The sequence below is a fragment of the Streptomyces sp. NBC_01298 genome, assembly GCF_035978755.1.
Classification (GTDB): domain Bacteria; phylum Actinomycetota; class Actinomycetes; order Streptomycetales; family Streptomycetaceae; genus Streptomyces.
On sequence record NZ_CP108414.1, the window covers coordinates 8788962 to 8808402 of the forward strand.

Below are 19441 nucleotides of genomic sequence, written 5' to 3' on the forward strand. Positions count from 1 at the left end.
CCGTGGAAGATCACTGGACCGTGGGACGCGTGGCCGGGCTGGCCGGTGTGAGCGTCCGGACGCTGCATCACTATGACGAGATCGGACTCGTTCGGCCGTCGGCGCGGACCCTCGCCGGGTACCGGGCCTATTCGGCGGGCGACCTGGAGCGGCTGCGCGAGGTACTGGCCTACCGGCGGCTGGGCTTCGGCCTGAAGGAGGTTGCGGAACTGGTGGGTGACCCGTCCACCGACGCGGTCGCGCGACTGCGCCGGCTGCGCGGCCTGTTGCTGGATCGCCGTGATCGCGCCGACGCCATGGTGGCGGCGATCGACAGGGAACTCGGAGTACGGGCGAAGGGGCTGAAGGTGACGCCGGAGGAACAGCTGGAGATGCTCGGCGCACGGCTGTACGACGCGATCGGCCGTTCCTACAGCGCGACACGGCGTACCGAGCCGCGGATCGCCGCGCAGATCTGGGACGCGCTCGGGGACGCGCGGACCGTACTGAACGTAGGAGCCGGCACCGGCTCCTACGAGCCCACCGATCGTGAAGTGACCGCGGTGGAGCCGTCGGCGGTCATGCGAGGGCAGCGGCCCGCCGGTTCGGCGCCGTGCGTGGCCGCCGCCGCGGAGAGCCTGCCGTTCGAGGACCGCTCCTTCGACGTGGCGATGGCCGTTTCCACCGTCCACCACTGGGGGGACCCGATGGCGGGGCTGCGCGAGATGCGGCGCGTGGCCCGCCGTGTGGTGGTGCTCACCTTCGACACCGACGAGCCCGGATGGCAGGACCGGTTCTGGCTCACCCGCGACTACCTGCCCGAGTTCGCCGGCGTCCTCGCGGACTTTCCGTCGCTTGCCGCGATGGCCGACGCGATCGGCGGCCGCGCTGAGCCCGTGCCGGTCCCGTGGGACTGCGCTGACGGCCTGTTCGAGGCGTACTGGCGCCGACCGGGCGCGTATCTGGAGGATCAGGTGCGCCGCGCGATGTCGGTGTGGACGAGGGTCGGGCCGGAGGCCGAGCGGCGGGCAGTGGGAAGCCTCGGCGACGACCTCGACTCCGGACGGTGGGCCGAGCGCAACGGCGAACTCGCCGGCCTCGACGCGGCGGATCTCGGCCTCCGCCTGCTCACGGCTTGAACCGCGGCGACATCACCCGCGGCTTTGAGACGGCGGCGGTCGCCCTCGTGCGGGTCAGCCGCTGAGCCAGTCCTGGTAGCGGGTGGTCGCCAGACGGGCGCCGGCGCCCGGCGTGAGGACGTCTCCGTGGACGGCGGCGAACAGGCCCGCCTGGTCGTCGACGACGACGGGGCGGCGGTCGCCCCGCGCGGCCAGCGTCATGCGGCCGATCTCGTCGAGCGTGAACGTGTCGGGACCCGCGACCTCGAGGATCCCGCCGAGCGGCGTGCCGGTGGCCACGTCCGCGAGGGCGTTGACGACGTCGGCGCTGGCGATCGGCTGGAGCGGCGTCGCGGGCAGGCGCACCGCGCTCTCGTCCGAGGTCCACGACATGGTCGGCTCCATGAACTCGAAGAACTGTGTGGCGCGCACGATCGAGTAGGGCGTCGGGCCGCCGCGCAGCAGTTCCTCCTGAAGCGTCTTGGCGCGGTAGTAGTCCAGTTCGGCGACCTGGTCCACGCCGACGATGGAGAGAGCGACCTGGTGGCGTACGCCGGCCCGCTCACCCGCTGCGAGCAGATTGCCCACCGTGGTGCGGAAGAACTCGATGGACTGCTCGTCGAACGTGGGGGAATTGGTCACGTTGACCACTGCGGCGGCGCCGGCGAGCGCCGTGTCGAGGCCGGCTCCGGTGAGCAGGTCGACGCCGGACGACAGTGACGCGGCGGTGACCTCGTGGCCACGCGCGGTCAGCTCGGTGGCGAGCTGGGAGCCGATGAGTCCGGTGCCGATGACGGTGATCTTCATGGTGTGCCTTCCTTCGTGTGCCGAGCACCCCTGCCGCAAACTCGGACAGGTTGTGTCCGAGATGATACTCGGATAGACTGTGTCCGAGTCAAATGGAGGTGGAATGAAGCTGTCGGGTGGCGTGGAGTGGGCGCTGCACTGCTGCGTGGTGCTGACCGCGGCCGGTGATCCCGTGCCGGCGGCCCGGCTGGCCGCGCTGCACGACGTGTCGCCGAGCTACATGGCGAAGCAGATGCAGGCGCTGTCCCGCGCGGCCCTGGTGCACTCGATCCAGGGCAAGACCGGCGGGTACGTCCTCACCAAGAAGGCCGAGGACATCACCCTGCTGGACGTGGTGCGGGCCGTCGACGGAGCGGGCCCCGCATTCGTCTGCACCGAGATCCGTCAGCGCGGCCCCCTGGGGACGCCGCCGGAGCAGTGCACGAAACGGTGCCCCATCGCCCGGGCGATGGAAGCGGCCGACGCGGCGTGGCGCGCCTCGCTGGCCTCCGTCACGATCGCCGACCTCGCCGCGTCGGTGGAGAGCGACAGCGGCCCCGAGGCACTGCCCAGGATCGGCGCCTGGCTGGCCGGAAGCCCGGGTGTCGACGGGGGCGCCTGACCGCCACCCGGCACCCGCCACCCAGCACCGCCACTTCCCCGGCCGAGGGGTGACTTCGGGCGGGCGAACCCCCGCGGTGGACGCTTTTCTGGCGTTTTCTGCCCGGGCGCCGTCGTGGTTGGGCATGCTGGGCGAGGGCGTGATGGCGTCCGCGCCCGTCGTGTCCGGGAGCGTTGCGAGGCTGCGCGAGGGCGACTGAGCCGGCCTGGAGGCAGGAGGGGTCATGGGGTGGGTGCCGGAGGAGTTCGGGTCTTCGCATGAGGGCTGGGCGGGGGCGGTGCTGGCTGATGGGAGTGAGCCGGGTCCGGTGTATCTGGATCCCGGGAGCGGCGCGAATTTTCATGAGACACGTGAGTGGTGGGCGTACAGCGGGATCCTGAACCGGCCGCACGCGGAGCGGGCCCGCGCGGCGTGCGCGTGTGGCTGGCGGGGTGCCAGGACGTACGCGATCGACTGGACCGACGTCGACGTCGTGAGCTTGTACGAGCCGGTCATCGACGGTCCCGAGGACGACTGGGCCCTGCACATCGCGGACGTCGAATCCCGGACGGTGCCGCTGCCCGTCGAGCTGGCCGCGCTCCTGGACCGCGTACAGGAGCAGCTGCTCCACCTGGCCACGGATGCTCCGCTCGCCGCGCTCAGGGCTGTGGCCGCCCTGGAACGCACCACGAAACGAGCGGCCAGAAACGCCGCCTGCAACGCCAAGGACGACGAGCTCTCGGACGAGGCGATCGGGACCGCCCTCGGACTCGCCGCGGACAAAGCCGGCTCCCGCTTGATCCACTACGCGCTGCGCCACTGAACCGCCCGGCCGGACTCGGATCCAGGAGCGGGTCGTCGCCGGCCCATGAGTAGGCGCGAATTCGGATGCTTCAGGTATTTGGTCCCTACCGTACGGGGCTACGTTGGTTGGATGATCTTTCCGAGGGGACCTGTCGCCGTTCCGATGGCGACCCCTCTGTGGCTCCCCGGGTGAAAGTTCCTCCCATGCCACCCCCTTGGGACCCCGGGGAGCCCCCTCCAGGACGGGTGGGATGTCACCGACCCGACAGAGGTGGCCCCGGAGGCGGAGAGCATCTTCCTCGGCGAGGTGGTCAGGGACTCCGGCGTGGAGACCGTCTCCGACGTCGATTCCCGCACCTACCGGTTGAAGGTGAAGGAGCTGATCCGGGGTACCTGGGGCCGCTCCTACCCGCCGACGACTCGGCGGCCGGGCGGTGGCGCGATGCCGCGACGCTTCCCCGGGCCCCGGTAGACGGATGAGGAAAGGTACGGCGCCGAAGACCCGCGGCTGTCAACAATGTTCGTATGACGATCACCGCACAGGCCCGCTCGTTCGACACCGCCGCCGCCGGCTACGCCGCGAACCGTCCCTCGTACCCGTCCGAACTCCTCGACGCGGTCGAGGAACTCACCGGCTTCCCCCTGAAGGGTGCCCGCGTCGCCGACGTCGGGGCCGGCACCGGACTGGCGACGACGCTGCTCCGGGACCGCGGTGCGCGCGTCATCGCGGTCGAGCCGGGCCCGGGGATGGCCGCCCAGTTCCGCCTCGGCCTGCCCGAAGTCCCCCTGGTGATGGGGGACGGCAACAACCTTCCGCTGGCCTCCGCCTCCATCGACGTCATCACTTATGCCCAAGCCTGGCACTGGACCGACCAGCGGGAATCCGTCCCGGAAGTTCTCCGGGTCCTGCGCCCCGGCGGTGCTCTCGCCCTCTGGTGGAACGACTCCGACAGCACCGTTCCGTGGATTGCCGACCAGGACGCCCGCTTGCGCCGACTCTTCGGTGCCGATGGCGCTGATGGTGCCGACGGTGCCGATGGTGCCGATGGTGCCGACGAGAGCCCGCACGACCCCACGGCGCGGTTCCGCGGACTGCCGCCCAAGCTCGGTTTCGTCCACCGCCACGTCCCGTGGACCCGGAGCGTTCCTCTCGGCATGCACCTCGCCAACCTCGCCAGCTACTCCGACTTCCTCGTCCTCGGCAAGGAAGCGACGAACACCTTCATGGCGAGGGAACGCGACCTCCTGACCGAGGTCTTCCCGAACCGGATGGTCGAGGAGCGCTACGTCGTCAGCCTGGCCGTCGCCACCCGCTGACACGCCGCTGCGGCGCGTTGGCGACCGCCGACGGACGCAGGCGGCTACTCCCGCGGGAGTAATCCGCTCGCCCGGGCCGCCCACGGCAGTACCCGCGAACTCGATCTCAGGCGCGACGATCCGGCCTTCGCCCGCCGGGAGTCTTGGAAGCACCACAAGACGCCCGGACCGGAGGGAGGCCCGATCATGGGGGCCGGACTTACACAGAGACGGCGACGAGCACTGCCCTGGCTGGTGCTCGCGCTGTGGGTCGCCGTGCTCGCGGTCGCCGCGCCGTTCGCCGGGAAGCTCGCCGACGTCACACGCGACCGCGTGACCGACTATCTGCCCGCGAACGCCGACTCCACCCAGGTGGCCAAGCTCCAGGAGCGGCTGCCCGGCGGCGAGAGCACCCAGCTCGTCCTCGTCTACCAGCGCGACGGGGCCCTCACCGCCGCCGACCGCGCGACCGCCGAGCGGCAGATCGGGCAGATCGCCGACGACCACGAGCTGACCGACACCCCGAAGGGCGTGCCCTCCCAGGACGGCACGACGCTCATGTACCCGGTCAGCAGCATCGAACCCGGTGACGACGACGAACTGCGCAACGCGTTCGTCGACGACATCAGGGAGACCGCCCGCTCCGCCGACGGCCTCACCGTCGAGGTCGGCGGCCCCGGCGCGGTCACCCGCGACTCGAAGAAGGTGTACGACTCCCTCGCCGGCCCCCTGCTCTACACCACGGTCGCGGTCGTCGCCATCCTGCTGATCCTCATCTACCGCAGCCCCGTACTGTGGCTGATCCCGCTGGTCGTCGCGGGCATCGCCGACTACCTGGCCATGGGCGTCGCCTACGGCCTCAACCAGGCCTTCGGCACCTCCATCTCGGGCGCGGGCACCAGCATCATGACCATCCTGGCCTTCGGCGCCGGCACCGACTACGCCCTGCTCATCGTCGCCCGCTACCGCGAGGAACTGCGCCGCGTCGAGCGGCCGTACGAGGCCATGGCGGCCGCCCTGCGCGGTTGCGGGCCCGCCGTGGTCGCCTCCTCCGGCACCGTCGCCGTCGGCCTGCTGTGCCTGCTCGCCGCAGACCTCAACTCCAACCGCGCCATGGGCCCCCTCGGCACCGTCGGCGTGCTGTGCGCGCTGATCGCCATGCTCAGCCTGCTGCCCGCCCTCCTGGTCCTGCTCGGCCGCCGCGTGTTCTGGCCGCTCATCCCGGCCTTCGGCAGCGCACCCAAGGAGCGCCGCTCGCTGTTCTCGGCCATGGGCAGCTCCGCCGGACGCCGCCCGGCGGCCGTCCTCGTCGCCGGCGCCTTCGCGCTGGGGGCGCTCGCCCTCGGCGCCCTGAACCTGCCCGGCGACCTCAAGCAGGAGGACGCCTTCGTCGACCGGCCGGAATCCGTCTCCGCCATGCTGACCCTGGCCGACGCCTACCCGGGCAGCTCCAGCCAGCCCATCACCGTCATGACTCCGGCCGACCGCGGCGAAGCCACCCTCGCGGCGGCCACGTCCATCGAGGGCGTCGCCTCCGCCCGTATCGGCCGGACGGGAGAGGGCTGGACCGAGGTGTCCGTGATCGCCTCCGCACTGCCGCAGACGGACGCCGAGACCCGCACGATCAAGAACCTGCGCGACGAGCTGGACGGCTCACTCGTGGGCGGACCCAGCGCCCAGCAGATCGACCTGGAGAAGACCAACGCCCGTGACCAGAAGGTCGTCGTACCGATCGTGCTCCTCTCCGTCCTGCTCATCCTGATCGTCCTGCTGCGCTCCCTGGTCGCCCCGTTGATGCTGGTCGCCGCCGTGGTCGCGGTCTGGGGCGCCTCACTCGGCATCGGCGGCCTGGTGTTCGAGCCGCTGTTCGGCTTCCAGGGCACCGATCCCGCCCTCGGCCTGCTGTCCTTCGTGTTCCTGGTGGCCCTCGGCGTCGACTACGGCATCTTCCTGATGCACCGCATGCGGGAGGAATCCCTGGGCGGCGCCGAACCCGCCACGGCCGCGCTCACCGCCCTGCGCACCACCGGCGGTGTCATCGCCTCCGCGGGCCTCATCCTCGCCGCCACCTTCGCGGTGCTGATGAACATGGGCCTCGTCTCGCTGGTCCAGCTCGGCTTCGTCATCGCGGTCGGCGTGCTCCTCGACACCTTCCTCGTCCGCACCTACCTGGTCACCAGCGCCAGCGTCGCCCTCGGCAGGAAGGTGTGGTGGCCGGGCCCCATGGCGAAGGCGCCGCTTCCCGAAGCCCCGCTCCGGGAGCCGGAACGCGTCTGACGCCTTCCCGACCCCGTCTGATCTCCCTGGGCGCCCCTCCCTTGCGGGACGGGCGCCCATGTGACGGAGGATGAGCACGTGCCCGAAGCTGAACTCACACCGCGTCTCGGCGAGCGGATCATGACGGTGATCAACCGCGACCCGCGGACCGCCCAGCACGCCACCCGCGAGTACGTCCTGCTCGCCCTCGCCGTCACCGTCCTGGCCGTGCTCCTCGCCCTCGTCACCGACCCGGCCCGGCGACCGGACGCGCTGGGCTGGCTCCTGCTGCTCGCGGCGCAGCTGCCGATCCTGTGGCGGCGGCGCCATCCGCTGGCGGCGCTGGCCGCGGAGGCCGTCCTGCTCCTGCCGTACCACGCCCTCGACAACAACCACGCCGCCGCGTTCCCGGTCGGGGCAGTCGTGTTGTACAGCCTCGCCGTCATCTGCCGGCCGCTGTACACCCTGCTCGCCACCGGCACGGCCATGACCCTGGCGCTGAGCGTCATGATGGTCATCAACAGGAAGCAGGCCGCCGAGGCGCTGCGGATCTCCGGCTGGGTGTTCGCCGTGGTCTTCATCGGCGTCGCCCTGCGCTTCTACCGGCAGTACGTCGCCGCGGTCGTCGAGCGCGCCGAGCGCGCCGAACGCACACGTGAGCAGGAGGTCCGCCGCCGGGTCGCCGAGGAACGACTGCGCATAGCCCGGGACCTGCACGACCTGCTCGCGCACAGCATCACCCTGATCGGCGTGCAGACCTCCGTCGCCGCGCACGTCCTGAACGCGGACCCCGAGCGCCTGGACCGCAAGGCGGTCGCCAAGTCCCTCGACGACATAGCCGAGACCTGCCGCACCGCCCGCAGTGAACTGCGCACCACCCTGGAGGTGTTGCGCGAACACGGCACGGGCGACGCCCGCGACCCCCTGCCGGACCTGCACGGCCTGGTAGGTCTGGTGGAGGCCGCCCGGGTCTCCGGGGCCGAGGTGGACCTGACGGTCACCGACGAGGTGCCGCCCGCCGCCGTCGGCGCGGCCGCCTACCGGATCGTGCAGGAGGCCCTGACCAACGCCGTACGCCACGGCGGCAGGCGGGACCTCGGCATCCGGGTCGCAGTGCGCGCCGGGAAAGGCTCCCTGCGGGTCACCGTCACCGACGACGGAACCGGCGCGGGCGGGGGCACGCCCGGGTTCGGGCTCGTCGGCATGCGCGAGCGGGCCCGCAGTGTGGGCGGAACGCTGGACGCCGGGCCGCTTCCCGGCAAGGGTTTCGAGGTCAGTGCCGTACTGCCGCTGGGAGGCAACCCGTGACCATCCGCGTTCTGCTCGCCGACGACCAGGCGCTCGTACGGGCCGCGTTCGCGATGCTCCTCGAGTCGTCTCCGGACATGACGGTCGTCGGACAGGCCGCCACCGGCCGGGAGGCCGTGGAAATGGCCCGCGAGGAACGCGCCGACCTGGTGGTGATGGACATCCGCATGCCCGACCTCGACGGCATCGAGGCCACCCGGCTGATCGCCGCGGACGAGGACCTGGCCGGGGTGAAGGTGCTCGTGCTCACCACCTACGACACGGACGAGAACATCGTCGAGGCCCTGCGCGCCGGGGCCTCCGGCTTCCTGGTCAAGGACACGCGCCCGGCCGAACTCCTGGAGGCGATCCGCACGGTGGCCGGCGGGGAGGCCCTCCTCTCGCCCGGACCGACCTCCCGGCTCATCGCCCGCTTCCTGCGCAGCCCCACGGCGGCGCCGCCCGAGGCCGGCCCCGAATGCCTCACCGACCGCGAGCGCGAGGTCCTCACCCTCGTCGCGTGCGGACTCAACAACACCGAGATCGGCGAGGCCCTCGGTCTCAGCCCACTGACCGCCAAGACCCACGTCAGCCGCATCATGGGCAAGCTGGGGGCACGGGACAGGGCGCAACTGGTCATCGTGGCGTACGAGTCGGGGCTGGTACGACCGGGGGTGTGAATCGGATCGTCTTCGGGCTCGGTCTACCCGTCCCGGGCGTACCTACTGGGTGCAGCCCGTGACGGGGGCGTTCGAGGGAGTGCAGTTTCCGGGGTTGTTGTTCGCGATGGTGGCGTGGTTCAGGGTGACGCTTCCGCCGTTGTTGTGGAGGCCGGCGGGGGCGTAGGCCGCGGTATTGCGGGTGACGCGGGAGTCGTTGAGCGTGAGGTCGCCGTGGTTGTGGATGCCGGCGCCGGTTCCTTGGGTGACCGTGTTCCCGTCGATGACGGTGTTGCGGGTATTGAGCGTGCCGAAGTTGTAGATGCCGCCACCGGAGAAGCTCGCGGTGTTGCCGCGGATGCTGGTTTGGACGTTGATGTTGAGCGCGCCGAAGTTGGCGATGCCTCCGCCGGTTCTGGCGTCGTTGCGGCGGATCTGGCTGTCGGTGATGGTCGCCGAGAAGCCGTTGGTGTGGACGGCGCCGCCCAGGCCTTGTGCTTCGTTGCCGGTGAGGATGCTCGAGGTGAGGGTGAAGGGTGAAGAGATGCTGCTGTGCGAGATCGCTCCGCCGTTGCCACCGGTGACGGGACCGGTGGAGTTGTTGGTGAAGACGCTGAGGTCCACGCGCGTGGTGCCGGTGCTCAGGATGGCGCCGCCATGGCCGGATTCGGTGTTGTTGCCGTTGAAGTAGGAACTTACGACGCGGAGGCTTCCGTTGTTGTTGTTGATGGCGCCGCCTCCGTTGCCGGAGGTGTTGTTGGTGAGGCGGACGTTGTTGAGGGAAGCGACGGTTCCGAACCCCAGCTGGACGGCCCCTCCCTGGGCGACTCCCGCGACTTCGGCGTTGTTGAGCACGAGGTCTCGGAGCGTCAGGTTCGCGCCGGTGGTGGGAGGGAGGTTGAAGAAGCGGAATTCGTTGTCGGTCTTGTCCTCGCGGGCGATGGTGGCGTTGCGTCCGTTGAGGGTGATGGGGCTGGTGATCTGGGGGAGCGCGGCCTGGCCGGGCCCGGCGATCTGCTCGGTGTAGGTATAGGTGCAGTCGCGGGCGAGGTTGAGGGTGTCGGAGGTGGTGGGGGTGCTGTTGGCGGTGGTGATGGCCTGGATGAGGGCGCCGGGGGAGCAGGTGACGTCGATGGTGGCGGCGTGAGCGGGGGTGGCGACCAGGCCGGCGAAAGCGAGTGCGCATGCGGGCGCGGCGAGCAAGGTAGCGGCCTGGCGGGGGCGGCGCAGTGGCCTCATTGTCTGATCTCCTCTTTTGGGGGAGGCGCCGGGGCGATCCGATCATTGTCTACAGCAGATCAATATCTATCCTTTTCGGGACACGCCGGGCATATATCCTGGGGTGCTCCGGCCTGCTCTTCATCCCGGCCGTGATCCCGGCGCCGTCCCGCGGCGTGCCACACCGCGGGACGGGGACGTCAGCCCTTGCAGAGGCCGCGGGCGTGGTCGTACGTCGCGGTCGCCTGGGAGTAGCGCCACTGCGGGTCCAGCAGGTCGCTCTTGAGCTGTGCGGCCGCGGCCGGGCTCTCGATCACGTAGCCGAAGTCCTGCAACCAGGAGGGGTAGAGGTTCTTGGAGCCGATGTAGAAGGCCGCACCGTCGACCGAGACGAGCTTGTGGTGCTGGGCGTACGGCTTGCCGTCGGCCCAGGCCGGCGCGTCGGAGGCCCGGAACGTGGCCAACTGGAGGTTCTCGCACAGGGCTGTCCGCGCCCGGGCGCCGTCACCCGTCAGGGCGGCGACCCGGCCGCGCAGGGCGTCGCTCACCTCGGAGAGGGACTTGATCTGCGAGTAGCCGCCGCTGCCGATCGCGCCGCGGTTCGCCGGATCGCTCACGACGATGCGGACCTTCACGCCGGAGACGAGCTTCGCGGCGAGGGCGTCGTAGAGGCGTACGTCGTAGCGGGGCAACGGCGGGCACGTGGCGTGCACGTCCTGCTGGGAGATCTCGATGTGGGAGTTCGCGCTGGAGACGAGGGCGCGCAGCGCGCTCTCCTCCGGGTTGACCGTGTCGTAGTCCCGGTCGGCGTTGGTGTAGTCGTGCAGACCGAGCCCGCACTTGGTGTCGCCGGCCGCCGGCAGGACCGGGCGGAAGGAGGAGGCGGGGTCGTTCTGGCGGATGCCCACACCGAGTCCGCCGACGGCGAGCGCGGGCACGTCGCCCCCGCCCTGTGGCGAGGCGGGCCGGGGCAGGGTGGGCATGCAGTCCGCGCCGGGTGAGGCGGCGAACCAGACCGCGCTCCAACTGGTCTTGTTCCGGCAGGTCCAGTCCCAGAGGGAGTCGAGGTAGCGGCCCGCTGAGCCCGCCGCGGGTCCGGAGAGCGCGAGGTCGACGTCGCTCACCGGGTGGGTGGTGTCGAGGTAGTCGTCCTTCCAGCTGTTGATGCCGCCCGTGATGACCGAACCGCCGTCCACGACCACGAGCTTGGAGTGGTTCCAGGAGAAGGCGGTCTTCGAGGTGGTCATCGAGGCCACGTTGAGCGTGATGCTGCCCGCGGCGCCCGGGCCGAGTCGCGCGAGCAGCTCGTCCCGGTAGGACGAGGGGAGCACCGTGGAGTGGTAGAGGGGTGCGGCGCCGACCAGGACGCGCACCTTCAGCCGGTTGCCCTTCCGGGTCGATTCCCTGAGGCCGGCGATGATCGCCTCCTGGTAGCCCCCGTCGGGGAAGGGGGCCAGTGACGATATGTCCACTGTCTGCCGGGCATCGGCTATGTCCTGACGCGTCTTCTCCAGAAGGCGGCGCGATCCGGGCCGGTCGGCGCACGTGGCGTCGCCCCAGCAGCCGGGCGTTTGGAGCAGCCAGTCGGCGCCCCCGGGCTCGGACGAGCCGAGCCGGTTGCCGGAGGTGCGTTCCCACACCGAGCCCTCCAGGCCCGGCGAGACCTGCCGCAAGGTCTGCTCGACCGAGTCCAGGTGGGGTGTGGGCGCGTCCGCGGCGGCCGCGGGGGCGGCGGCGCCGAGGAGGGAGAGGGTGAGTGCGACGGCGGACGTGGAGACGAGGGAGGTCGTCCGGGCGGTACGTGTCAATGTGGTTCCTTGACCGAGGGGCGGCGCGGCGCGGCGCGGGCCGGGGGCATGACCGACCGTGGCTGCGAGCATGATCAACTCGCGCAAATTACCAGTTGGTACGCAAGTGATCGGCGACCTCGGACGAGTTCCGGCCACCCGGGACGGGGCATCCGCAGCGGGGTACCGCGGCCTGCTTGCCGCCCTGCCCCCTTGGTCAGCCGACGCCGACTACGAGGTCTGCGCGGTGGCGGCCGCGCGCGACGAGGAGGGCGTTGGGGCCGTCCGAGCGGGCGACCCAAGCACGGGCCGACTCCGGGTCCTTCCCGTGGCGCACGTGCCGGTCGACGAGGCGCCGCACGCGCAGGCTCTCGTCGGGCGCCACGTACCAGGCCTGGTCCAGGAGTGACCTCACGGGTGCCCATTCCGGCGCGTCGTGGAGCAAGTAGTTCCCCTCGGTGATCACCAAGGGCACGCCCGGGTCGACGGGGATGCTGCCCGCGATCGGCTCTTCGAGCGAGCGGTCGAAGGCCGGTGCGTAGACGGTGCGCTGGCCGGGCTCCCGCAGCCTGCGGAGCAGGCAGAGGTATCCGGCACTGTCGAACGTGTCGGGCGCGCCCTTGCGCCCGGCGCGCCCGAGCCTGTCCAGCTCGGCCTGCGCGAGGTGGAACCCGTCCATGGGCACCACCACTGCGCGCTCCGGTCCGAGCGCGTCCGCGATCAGCGCCGCCAGGGTCGACTTCCCGGCGCCGGGGGGCCCGGCGATGCCAAGGATCCGCCGGGCGTCCTCATCGGCCAGTGCGGCAGCCCGCGCGATCAAATCCGATGTCTGCACCCGGCCATCCTGCCCGAGTCTCAGTGCCGCGTACGCCGCGTACGCCGCGTGGTGAGGGCGAGGCCGCCCGTGGTGACGGCGACGGTCAGCAGCGTCAGCGCGGTGAGGGTGATCAGCGTCAGCCGGTCCGGGTGCGCGACCGACTGCCCGCGTCGCGCCTGCCAGGTCAGTACCGCGAACAACCCCGTGTACCAGCACGCGGCCGCGCTGACGATCAAGGTCCTGACCCCGTCGTCGAGCCGCCGACGGGAGTGGGTCCCGTACAGGTGCATCACGGCGATGAGCAGCAGGAGGACGTGGATGGCGTGCATGCTGACCAGGTGGGGCACGCGGAGGTCTCCGCCGGTAAGGCTCCAGCCGGTGAGCGGCATCCCCCGCCCGTCGGGATCGCCGATCCCGTGGGCGCCGCTCAACACGACCGGGTTCCCCGACGCGTCCGGGACGGTACGGGGCTCGCTGGAGACGGTGTTGAGCCAGGCCGCCACGGCCATGCCGGCGGCAGCGAGCGCGAGCCCCGCGCCCAGGGCTACGGTGAGCGCCCGGTCGGTGCCGGGCTGGAACAGCACCAGCGTCGCGATGACCAGGGTTGCCACGAGGAGCGGCATGACGCCGATGGAGAAGGCCGCGGAGACGTTCCGGGCGACGGCGTCGGTGTTCTCGTTGAAGTGGCTGTAGGTGCCGTGGGCGGCGGCGTAGACGACGGCGCAGACGTCGATCACCCCGGCCGCGGCGATGACGGTTCCGGTCCACCAGCCCACCCGCCTGGCCTTGTTGAGCCTGCTCAGGAGCCAGGCGAGCGTGACTCCGTAGATGCCGAAGGCCACGCCGAACTTCATCGGTTTGAACCAGATTGATTCACCCAGGAGTTGACGGTCATCGACCAGCGCGGCGACGGCGCAGAGCAGTGAAACGGCAAACATCAGCGTGGAGTTCAGCATGAGTGGGCGATGCCATGGTGACGATGCCGGTGAGCGGTTCACGGGTCCTCCTGGAGCGGGCGCGGTTCGTGCTCGCCACGCTAGGAAGGGAGCCGCCTCGGCCGCGTCCCCTGCCTGGGGCATCCGGGCGGACCCCGGTAGGGGTGGCGGCCGGGGCCCGCGTACCCCACAGGGACGATGCGCACCCCGCGGTCCCCGGCTAACGTGCGGAACAGGGCAACAGGCCAACGGGCCAACGGGGGACAGCCGGCTTCCGGAGCCCGCCCCCGGCTGGAAGGACCTGGCAGCGATGCGCCGACCCGCGTACCACCCGAGCACGTGGTGGCCGCCCCGTGCGTGGCGGATCCCGACGGGCCGCCCGCTGCTCGCCCGCCCCCTCGCCGCGGACGCCGTACTCGCCGCGGCCTTCTTCGCCGTCATGCTCGTCGAACAGTGGGGGCCGGCCGCGGGAGCGGACAGGGGCACGACGCGCGCCGTCGTATGCGCCGCGGCGGTCGCCGGACCGCTGGCCTGCCGCAGAACCGCGCCGCTGGCCTCGTACCTGGTCGGCACCGCGGCCCTGTCCGTCGAAGCGCTGTGTGGCCTGGAGAACCCGCTCTCCCCGTACGCGAACCTGATCGGCCTGTACTCCCTCGGCCTCCACGCGAGCCGCACCCGGGCCTGGACCGGTCCGTTCGCCGCATTCCTCGGCATGATCGCCTACTTCACCGGACAGGAGGAACGCGACGTCTGGTCCGTGGTGCCGGCCGGGGTGCTCTTCCTGTGGCTCCTCGTCTGGGCCATCGGCTTCGGCGCCGCGCGGCGTCTGGAGGAACGCGATGCGACCCAACTCCGTTTCCGCGAGGAGGTGATCGCGGGGGAGCGCGCCCGGATGGCACGCGAGCTGCACGACCTCGTGGGCCACACCGTCAATGTGATGCTGATTCAGGCGGGCGCCACCCGGCGACTGCTCGACCGCGACCCGGAGCGCGCCCGCGAGGTGCTCGGGCAACTGGAAGATTCCGGCCGCGATGCCCTGGAGGAACTCGACCGGGTCCTCGGCCTGTTGCGCCGCACCGAACCGGCCGGATCCCGGCCGAAGCTCGGCGACCTGAGCCGTCTCACGGACCGGATGGCCCAGGCCGGGATCAGCGTGGCGGCGCAGGTGGATCCGGGCCGGGACGAACTCCCCAGCAGCATCGACATGTCGGCGTACCGGATCGTGCAGGAGGCGCTCACCAACACGGTCAAGCACGCCCGCGCCGGATCCGCCGACGTGACCGTCCGCCGGGTGGGGGACCGCCTCGACATCGAGGTCAGCGACGACGGCCAGGGCGCGGGCAACGGCTACGAGCCCGGGCGAGGTCTGCTCGGCATCGCCGAACGCGTGTCGATCCTGGGCGGCAGGCTCGAGCACGGGCAGGGCGAGCAGGGCGGGTTCCGCCTGCGCGTCTCGCTCCCGGTTCGATGACCTGGCCCGCCGAAGGAGCGGCCCGCGACGAGCGACCGATCAAGATCGTGGTGGCCGACGACGACGCCCTGCTCCGGGCCGGCCTCGAACTGATCCTCGGGACCGAGGACGGCCTGGAGGTGGCCGGGCGGGCAGCGGACGGCATCCAGGCCGTCCGTCTGTGCCACGAACTCGTCCCCGACGTCATCCTGATGGACGTACGGATGCCCGGCATCGACGGGGTCGAGGCAACCCGGCGGATCGTGGCCGCGGGGCTGCCGACCCGGGTGCTGGTCCTGACGACGTTCCACCACGACGCGTACGTCTGGAGTGCGATCCGGGCCGGCGCGAGCGGCTTCCTCCTCAAACGCGCTTCTCCCGAACGTCTCGTCGAAGCCGTACGGACCGTCGCGGACGGTCAGGCCGTGCTGGATCCGGCCGTCACCCGCGACCTCCTGACCCGGCTCGCGGCCCAGCCCGCACCCACGCGCTCGGGGGACCTGCGGGCACCGGCCGACGCACGCCTGGAGCGCCTCACCGCCCGTGAACGCGAAGTGCTGCGGCAAGTCGCCCACGGCCTGTCCAACACGGAGATCGCCGAACTGCTTTCCCTCGCGGAATCCACCGTCAAGACCCACGTGAAGCGGATCCTGGCCAAGCTCGACGCCCGCGACCGAGCCCAAGCGGTGGCGATCTCGTACCAGAGCGGCCTGATGCCGAACTGAGGGGGCGGATGACGGGAGAGGGCGGGCTCCAGCAGCCGGCAGAACGGCGGCTGGAGCCCGCCCTCGAGGGCGAGATGACGTGTGAACGGGTGAACGGGTGCGCTGGTTACATCGGATGGGCGTCAGCAGGGATGTGATGGCTGTCCCTGCTCATGGTGCGCGGACCGCGTGCGCGGTTCTCAGTAGGTGTGTCCGGTGTGCGCGAGCGCTTGCTTCAGGAGCACGCCGTGGCCGCCGGGCATCTCGTCGTGCACGGCCAGGTCGGCGGCCTCCTGGGGACTGAACCAGACCAGGTTCAGAGCGTCCTGCCGGGGCCGGCAGTCGCCGGCCACCGGTACGACGTAGGCGAGCGACACCGCGTGCTGGCGGGGGTCGTGATAGGCGGTGATGCCGGCGGTGGGGAAGTACTCGGCGACGGTGAAGGGCTGGAGGGAGGCGGGGACACGGGGCAGGGCCACGGGCCCGAGGTCCTTCTCCAAATGGCGCAACAGCGCGTCACGGACCCGCTCGTGGTGCAGAACGCGTCCGGACACGAGGGTCCGGCTGACCGTCCCGTCCGGACCCATGCGCAGCAGCAGCCCGATGCCGGTGACTTCGCCGCTCTCGTCCACTCGCACGGGAACCGCCGTCACGTACAGGATCGGCATCTGGGTCCTGGCCACTTCAAGCTCGTCCGTGGTCAGCCAGCCGGGCGTGGTTTCGGTCATGTCAGACATTGCTTGATCGTACTTTCCAGGTGGCGCAGCCGCAGTACCCACATGCCGGTTCACACGTGCAGGTCTCCATTCCCGCTGCCGCGCGCGGTGACGTCGGGAGGGTCCGCGCGATGAAGCGGGTGATCGCGCGGGGCGATGCCGCCCGACCCGGTGGGCCGAGACTCCGGGAGGGAGAGGGCCGGGCTGCCCCGTCGGAGCAGCCCGACCGCCTTCATGACGGTTCGTCAGTCCTTGTGCCCGAGCCGTACGTCCCGCTCGGTGCGGCCGCCGCCCGCGACCTGGAGGACCGTCGCCACCGGCGGATAGCCCGCGGTGATGACCGTGTACTCGCCGGACGGCAGGTCGATGAACCGGAAGGTTCCGTCCGGACCGGTGGTCAGGGTGTCCACCACATTGCCGGCCGCGTCGAGCAGGGTGACCCTGGCATCCTCGACGGGCCTTCCCGCGCCCGCGCGCACCGTGCCGCGCAGGACCGCGCCGCCTGCGAGCTCCACGTCCTGGCGGGTCTCGCGGGAGGCCTGCACGCTCACCGGCAGTGCTGCCGGCCGGAACGCCGGGGCGCTCGCGGCCAGGGTGTATTCGCCCGCCACCAGCTCCGAGATGAGGTACGTGCCCTCATGGCCGGTCCGGGTGGACGAGACCACCTCGCCCCGGACGTCGGTGAGGGTGACGGCCGCGTCGCGGACCGGGGTGCCGTCGGCCGTGACGACCGTGCCGGCCAGCCGCCCGGCGCCGCCGAGCACCACGTCCAGCTCGACCGGCCGCTCTCCCACGGTCACGCTGACGGCCTGCGGCTGGTGGCCGCCGGCCGCCGCGATCAGGACGTACGAACCGGGGCCGCGCACGCTCAGCGCATAGCGTCCGTCGGCTCCGCTAGCGCCCCGGCCGACTTGATGGCCGCTCACGTCGATCAGGGTCAGGGCGGCGCCGGGGACCGTGCTGCCGTCGGGGTGCTGGACGGTTCCACAGACCGGCAGCCCGCCCGGTTGGGCGGCGTCGGTCGAGGCCCGCGCGGCGGGTACCTCGCCGGGGAGCGGCTGCGGGAGAGCCTCGGAGAGCAGCGAGTCGGCTGCGGGGGCGTTGTGGGACACCAGCGGTTTCTCCTTGAGGAAGCAGGCGATGAGCAGGCCGAGGACGAGCACCGGCACGAGGTAGAGGAAGATCCGCGGCATGGCCTCGGCGTAGGCCGCGACGTACGCGTCCCTGACGGTCGGAGGCAGGGAGCGCACCAGCTGCGGAGTGATGGCGGAGGAGTCCGGGAGCCCGGCGCCGACGGGCAGCCGGTCGGCGAGGGCGTCGGTCAGCCGGCCGGCGAAGACCGTGCCGAAGACGGCGGCGCCGATGCTGCCGCCCATCTGCCGGAAGTAGTTGTTGGCGCTGGTCGCGGTGCCGAGGTCGGTGGGCCGCACCGAGTTCTGCACGGCGAGGACCAGCACGGGCAGCACCAGCCCGATTCCGATCCCGAGGACGGCCATCCACACGCTGTACGCGAGCTGGGTGGTGCCGGTCTCCAGCCGGGACAGCAGCCACATGCCGAGGGTGGACAGCGCCCCGCCGAGGACCGGGTAGACCTTGTAGCGGCCGGTCCTGCTGATCAGCTGGCCGGAGGCGATGGAGGCGACGACGACCCCGCCCATCATCGGCAGCATCAGCAGCCCGGACTCGGTGGCGGTGGCCCCCTCGACCATCTGAAGGTAGGTCGGCAGATAACTGGCGGCGCCGAACAGCGCGATGCCGACGACAGCCCCGACCAGGCTGGTGACCGTGAAGACCGGGTCACGGAACAGCCGCAGCGGGATGATCGGTTCGGCCGCGCGGTGCTCGGCGACCACGAAGAGCAGGGACGTTCCGGCAGCGCCGACGGCGAGCCCCAGGATCATCCGCGAGCCCCACGCGTACTCGGTTCCGCCCCAACTGGTCAGCAGCACCAGGCAGGTCGAGGCCGCGGCCAGGAGTACGGCGCCGATCACGTCGAGCCGGGGCCGGACCGTGGGCTTGGGGAGCTTCAGCACGACGGAGATGACGGCCATGGTGATCAGCCCGAACGGGACGTTGATGTAGAAGCACCAGCGCCACGACGCGTGGTCGGTGAAGAACCCGCCGAGCAGGGGCCCCGCGACGGACGCGAGGCCGAAGGCCGCGCCGATCAGCCCCATGAAACGGCCGCGCTGCCGGGGCGGCACGATGTCCGCGATGATCGCCTGCACACCGATCATGAGCCCGCCGGCGCCGATGCCCTGGACCGCGCGGAAGGCGATGAGCTCGTTCATGGTGCGCGACCAACCGGCCAGCGCGGAACCGATGATGAAGACCACGATGGCGAACTGGAAGACGCTCTTGCGGCCGAAGAGGTCGCCGAGCTTCCCGTAGAGCGGCAGCCCGATGGTGGAAGTGAGCAGATAGGCCGTGATGGCCCACGACATCCGGTCCAGGCCCTGGAGTTCCCCGACGATCTTCGGCAGCGCCGTGGCGACGATCATCTGTTCCAGCGCGGCGAGCAGCAGCGCCAGCATCAGCCCGAAGAACACGAGCCGGACCCGACGCGGGCTGAACTCTTCCGGCTCCGAACCCATTTCGGCCGCGGGCGGTGGCGCACCCGCGGTGTCCCGGCCGGCCGGCTCGGGACGGCTCCCCTTCTCGAAGCGGACCGGAGCCGGCCGCGGGGCGGCCTGCTCGTCCGTCACCAGAGTGATACCGCCCACGTCCTGCTCCCCTCGTTGCCCCAGGCAATCGCACCTGGCCGCCCTTTTCTCGCATTCGGCAACAACAGGAGCAAACGCGCGGATTGACGACCCGAACCTGCCCGACGGGCATACGGGCCGGTGGGAGGGGGTGCCGCGAACAACCAGCGCGTACGGAGAACCACCCGAACCGGTGAGAGCCCGGACCGGCCCGTGACCGGACCCTCACGGTCCGATCCCCACAAGCACCGTTGACGTGCCCGTAGACCGCGCGAACCGACTTGGCGCTCTAGTTGGCCCTTGGCGTCGTAGTTTGCCCCTGAGCG

The 19441-nt window shown here is 71.2% G+C and carries 17 protein-coding genes; 10 read left to right on the forward strand and 7 right to left on the reverse strand.

The window, feature by feature from the left end; translation table 11 throughout:
* The first annotated feature begins 20 nt into the window (after nucleotides 1-20).
* A complete protein-coding gene (locus OG730_RS40110) occupies nucleotides 21-1118 on the forward strand; it encodes a MerR family transcriptional regulator (RefSeq protein WP_327309607.1) in 1098 nt (365 codons plus the stop codon).
* A 54-nt stretch (nucleotides 1119-1172) separates the two neighbouring features.
* Here OG730_RS40110 and OG730_RS40115 read toward each other — a convergent pair whose 3' ends face one another.
* Nucleotides 1173-1904, reverse strand: coding sequence for an SDR family oxidoreductase (locus OG730_RS40115; protein WP_327308925.1), 732 nt, complete (start codon nucleotides 1902-1904; stop codon nucleotides 1173-1175).
* Nucleotides 1905-2007: 103 nt separating this feature from the next.
* Here OG730_RS40115 and OG730_RS40120 point away from each other — a divergent pair, with 103 nt between their 5' ends.
* From OG730_RS40120 to OG730_RS40150, 7 genes are all read left to right on the forward strand, one after another.
* Nucleotides 2008-2505, forward strand: a complete 498-nt coding sequence (locus OG730_RS40120; RefSeq protein ID WP_327308926.1) for an RrF2 family transcriptional regulator — start codon at nucleotides 2008-2010, stop codon at nucleotides 2503-2505.
* Nucleotides 2506-2728: 223 nt separating this feature from the next.
* Nucleotides 2729-3307 carry a hypothetical protein gene (locus OG730_RS40125; RefSeq protein WP_327308927.1) on the forward strand — a complete coding sequence of 193 codons (579 nt, stop codon included), beginning with the start codon at nucleotides 2729-2731 and terminating at the stop codon, nucleotides 3305-3307.
* Nucleotides 3308-3559: 252 nt separating this feature from the next.
* Nucleotides 3560-3760 carry a hypothetical protein gene (locus OG730_RS40130; protein ID WP_327308928.1) on the forward strand — a complete coding sequence of 67 codons (201 nt, stop codon included), beginning with the start codon at nucleotides 3560-3562 and terminating at the stop codon, nucleotides 3758-3760.
* 53 nt (nucleotides 3761-3813) lie between these two features.
* Complete coding sequence (locus OG730_RS40135; protein ID WP_327308929.1) at nucleotides 3814-4605, forward strand: class I SAM-dependent methyltransferase; 792 nt, start codon at nucleotides 3814-3816, stop codon at nucleotides 4603-4605.
* 186 nt (nucleotides 4606-4791) lie between these two features.
* Nucleotides 4792-6861 carry an MMPL family transporter gene (locus OG730_RS40140; RefSeq protein ID WP_327308930.1) on the forward strand — a complete coding sequence of 690 codons (2070 nt, stop codon included), beginning with the start codon at nucleotides 4792-4794 and terminating at the stop codon, nucleotides 6859-6861.
* A 120-nt stretch (nucleotides 6862-6981) separates the two neighbouring features.
* Nucleotides 6982-8148 (forward strand): sensor histidine kinase, encoded by a 1167-nt coding sequence (locus tag OG730_RS40145; protein WP_327309608.1) that lies wholly within the window; start codon nucleotides 6982-6984, stop codon nucleotides 8146-8148.
* Nucleotides 8145-8807, forward strand: a complete 663-nt coding sequence (locus tag OG730_RS40150) for a response regulator transcription factor (protein ID WP_327308931.1) — start codon at nucleotides 8145-8147, stop codon at nucleotides 8805-8807. Before OG730_RS40145 ends, OG730_RS40150 begins: the two co-directional genes overlap by 4 nt.
* Nucleotides 8808-8849: 42 nt before the next feature.
* Here OG730_RS40150 and OG730_RS40155 read toward each other — a convergent pair whose 3' ends face one another.
* The 4 genes from OG730_RS40155 to OG730_RS40170 form a co-directional block, all read right to left on the reverse strand.
* Nucleotides 8850-10025 (reverse strand): hypothetical protein, encoded by a 1176-nt coding sequence (locus tag OG730_RS40155; RefSeq protein WP_327308932.1) that lies wholly within the window; start codon nucleotides 10023-10025, stop codon nucleotides 8850-8852.
* A 179-nt stretch (nucleotides 10026-10204) separates the two neighbouring features.
* Nucleotides 10205-11812 carry a phospholipase D-like domain-containing protein gene (locus OG730_RS40160; RefSeq protein ID WP_327308933.1) on the reverse strand — a complete coding sequence of 536 codons (1608 nt, stop codon included), beginning with the start codon at nucleotides 11810-11812 and terminating at the stop codon, nucleotides 10205-10207.
* A gap of 196 nt (nucleotides 11813-12008) precedes the next feature.
* Nucleotides 12009-12626, reverse strand: a complete 618-nt coding sequence (locus OG730_RS40165) for a nucleoside/nucleotide kinase family protein (protein WP_327308934.1) — start codon at nucleotides 12624-12626, stop codon at nucleotides 12009-12011.
* Between the two features lie 20 nt (nucleotides 12627-12646).
* On the reverse strand, nucleotides 12647-13564 hold the full coding sequence (locus tag OG730_RS40170) for a hypothetical protein (RefSeq protein WP_327308935.1): 918 nt from the start codon (nucleotides 13562-13564) through the stop codon (nucleotides 12647-12649).
* A 289-nt stretch (nucleotides 13565-13853) separates the two neighbouring features.
* On the opposite strand from OG730_RS40170, the gene OG730_RS40175 reads away from it, so the two are divergent.
* Together OG730_RS40175 and OG730_RS40180 are read left to right on the forward strand one after the other, a co-directional pair.
* Complete coding sequence (locus OG730_RS40175; RefSeq protein WP_327308936.1) at nucleotides 13854-15014, forward strand: sensor histidine kinase; 1161 nt, start codon at nucleotides 13854-13856, stop codon at nucleotides 15012-15014.
* Nucleotides 15011-15718, forward strand: a complete 708-nt coding sequence (locus OG730_RS40180) for a response regulator (RefSeq protein ID WP_327308937.1) — start codon at nucleotides 15011-15013, stop codon at nucleotides 15716-15718. The genes OG730_RS40175 and OG730_RS40180 overlap by 4 nt, the downstream gene beginning before the upstream one ends.
* A 179-nt stretch (nucleotides 15719-15897) precedes the next feature.
* On the opposite strand, the gene OG730_RS40185 is transcribed toward OG730_RS40180, so the two are convergent.
* Together OG730_RS40185 and OG730_RS40190 are read right to left on the reverse strand one after the other, a co-directional pair.
* On the reverse strand, nucleotides 15898-16425 hold the full coding sequence (locus tag OG730_RS40185; protein ID WP_327309609.1) for an NUDIX hydrolase family protein: 528 nt from the start codon (nucleotides 16423-16425) through the stop codon (nucleotides 15898-15900).
* 233 nt (nucleotides 16426-16658) lie between these two features.
* A complete protein-coding gene (locus OG730_RS40190; protein ID WP_327308938.1) occupies nucleotides 16659-19136 on the reverse strand; it encodes an MFS transporter in 2478 nt (825 codons plus the stop codon).
* Nucleotides 19137-19441 lie beyond the last annotated feature (305 nt).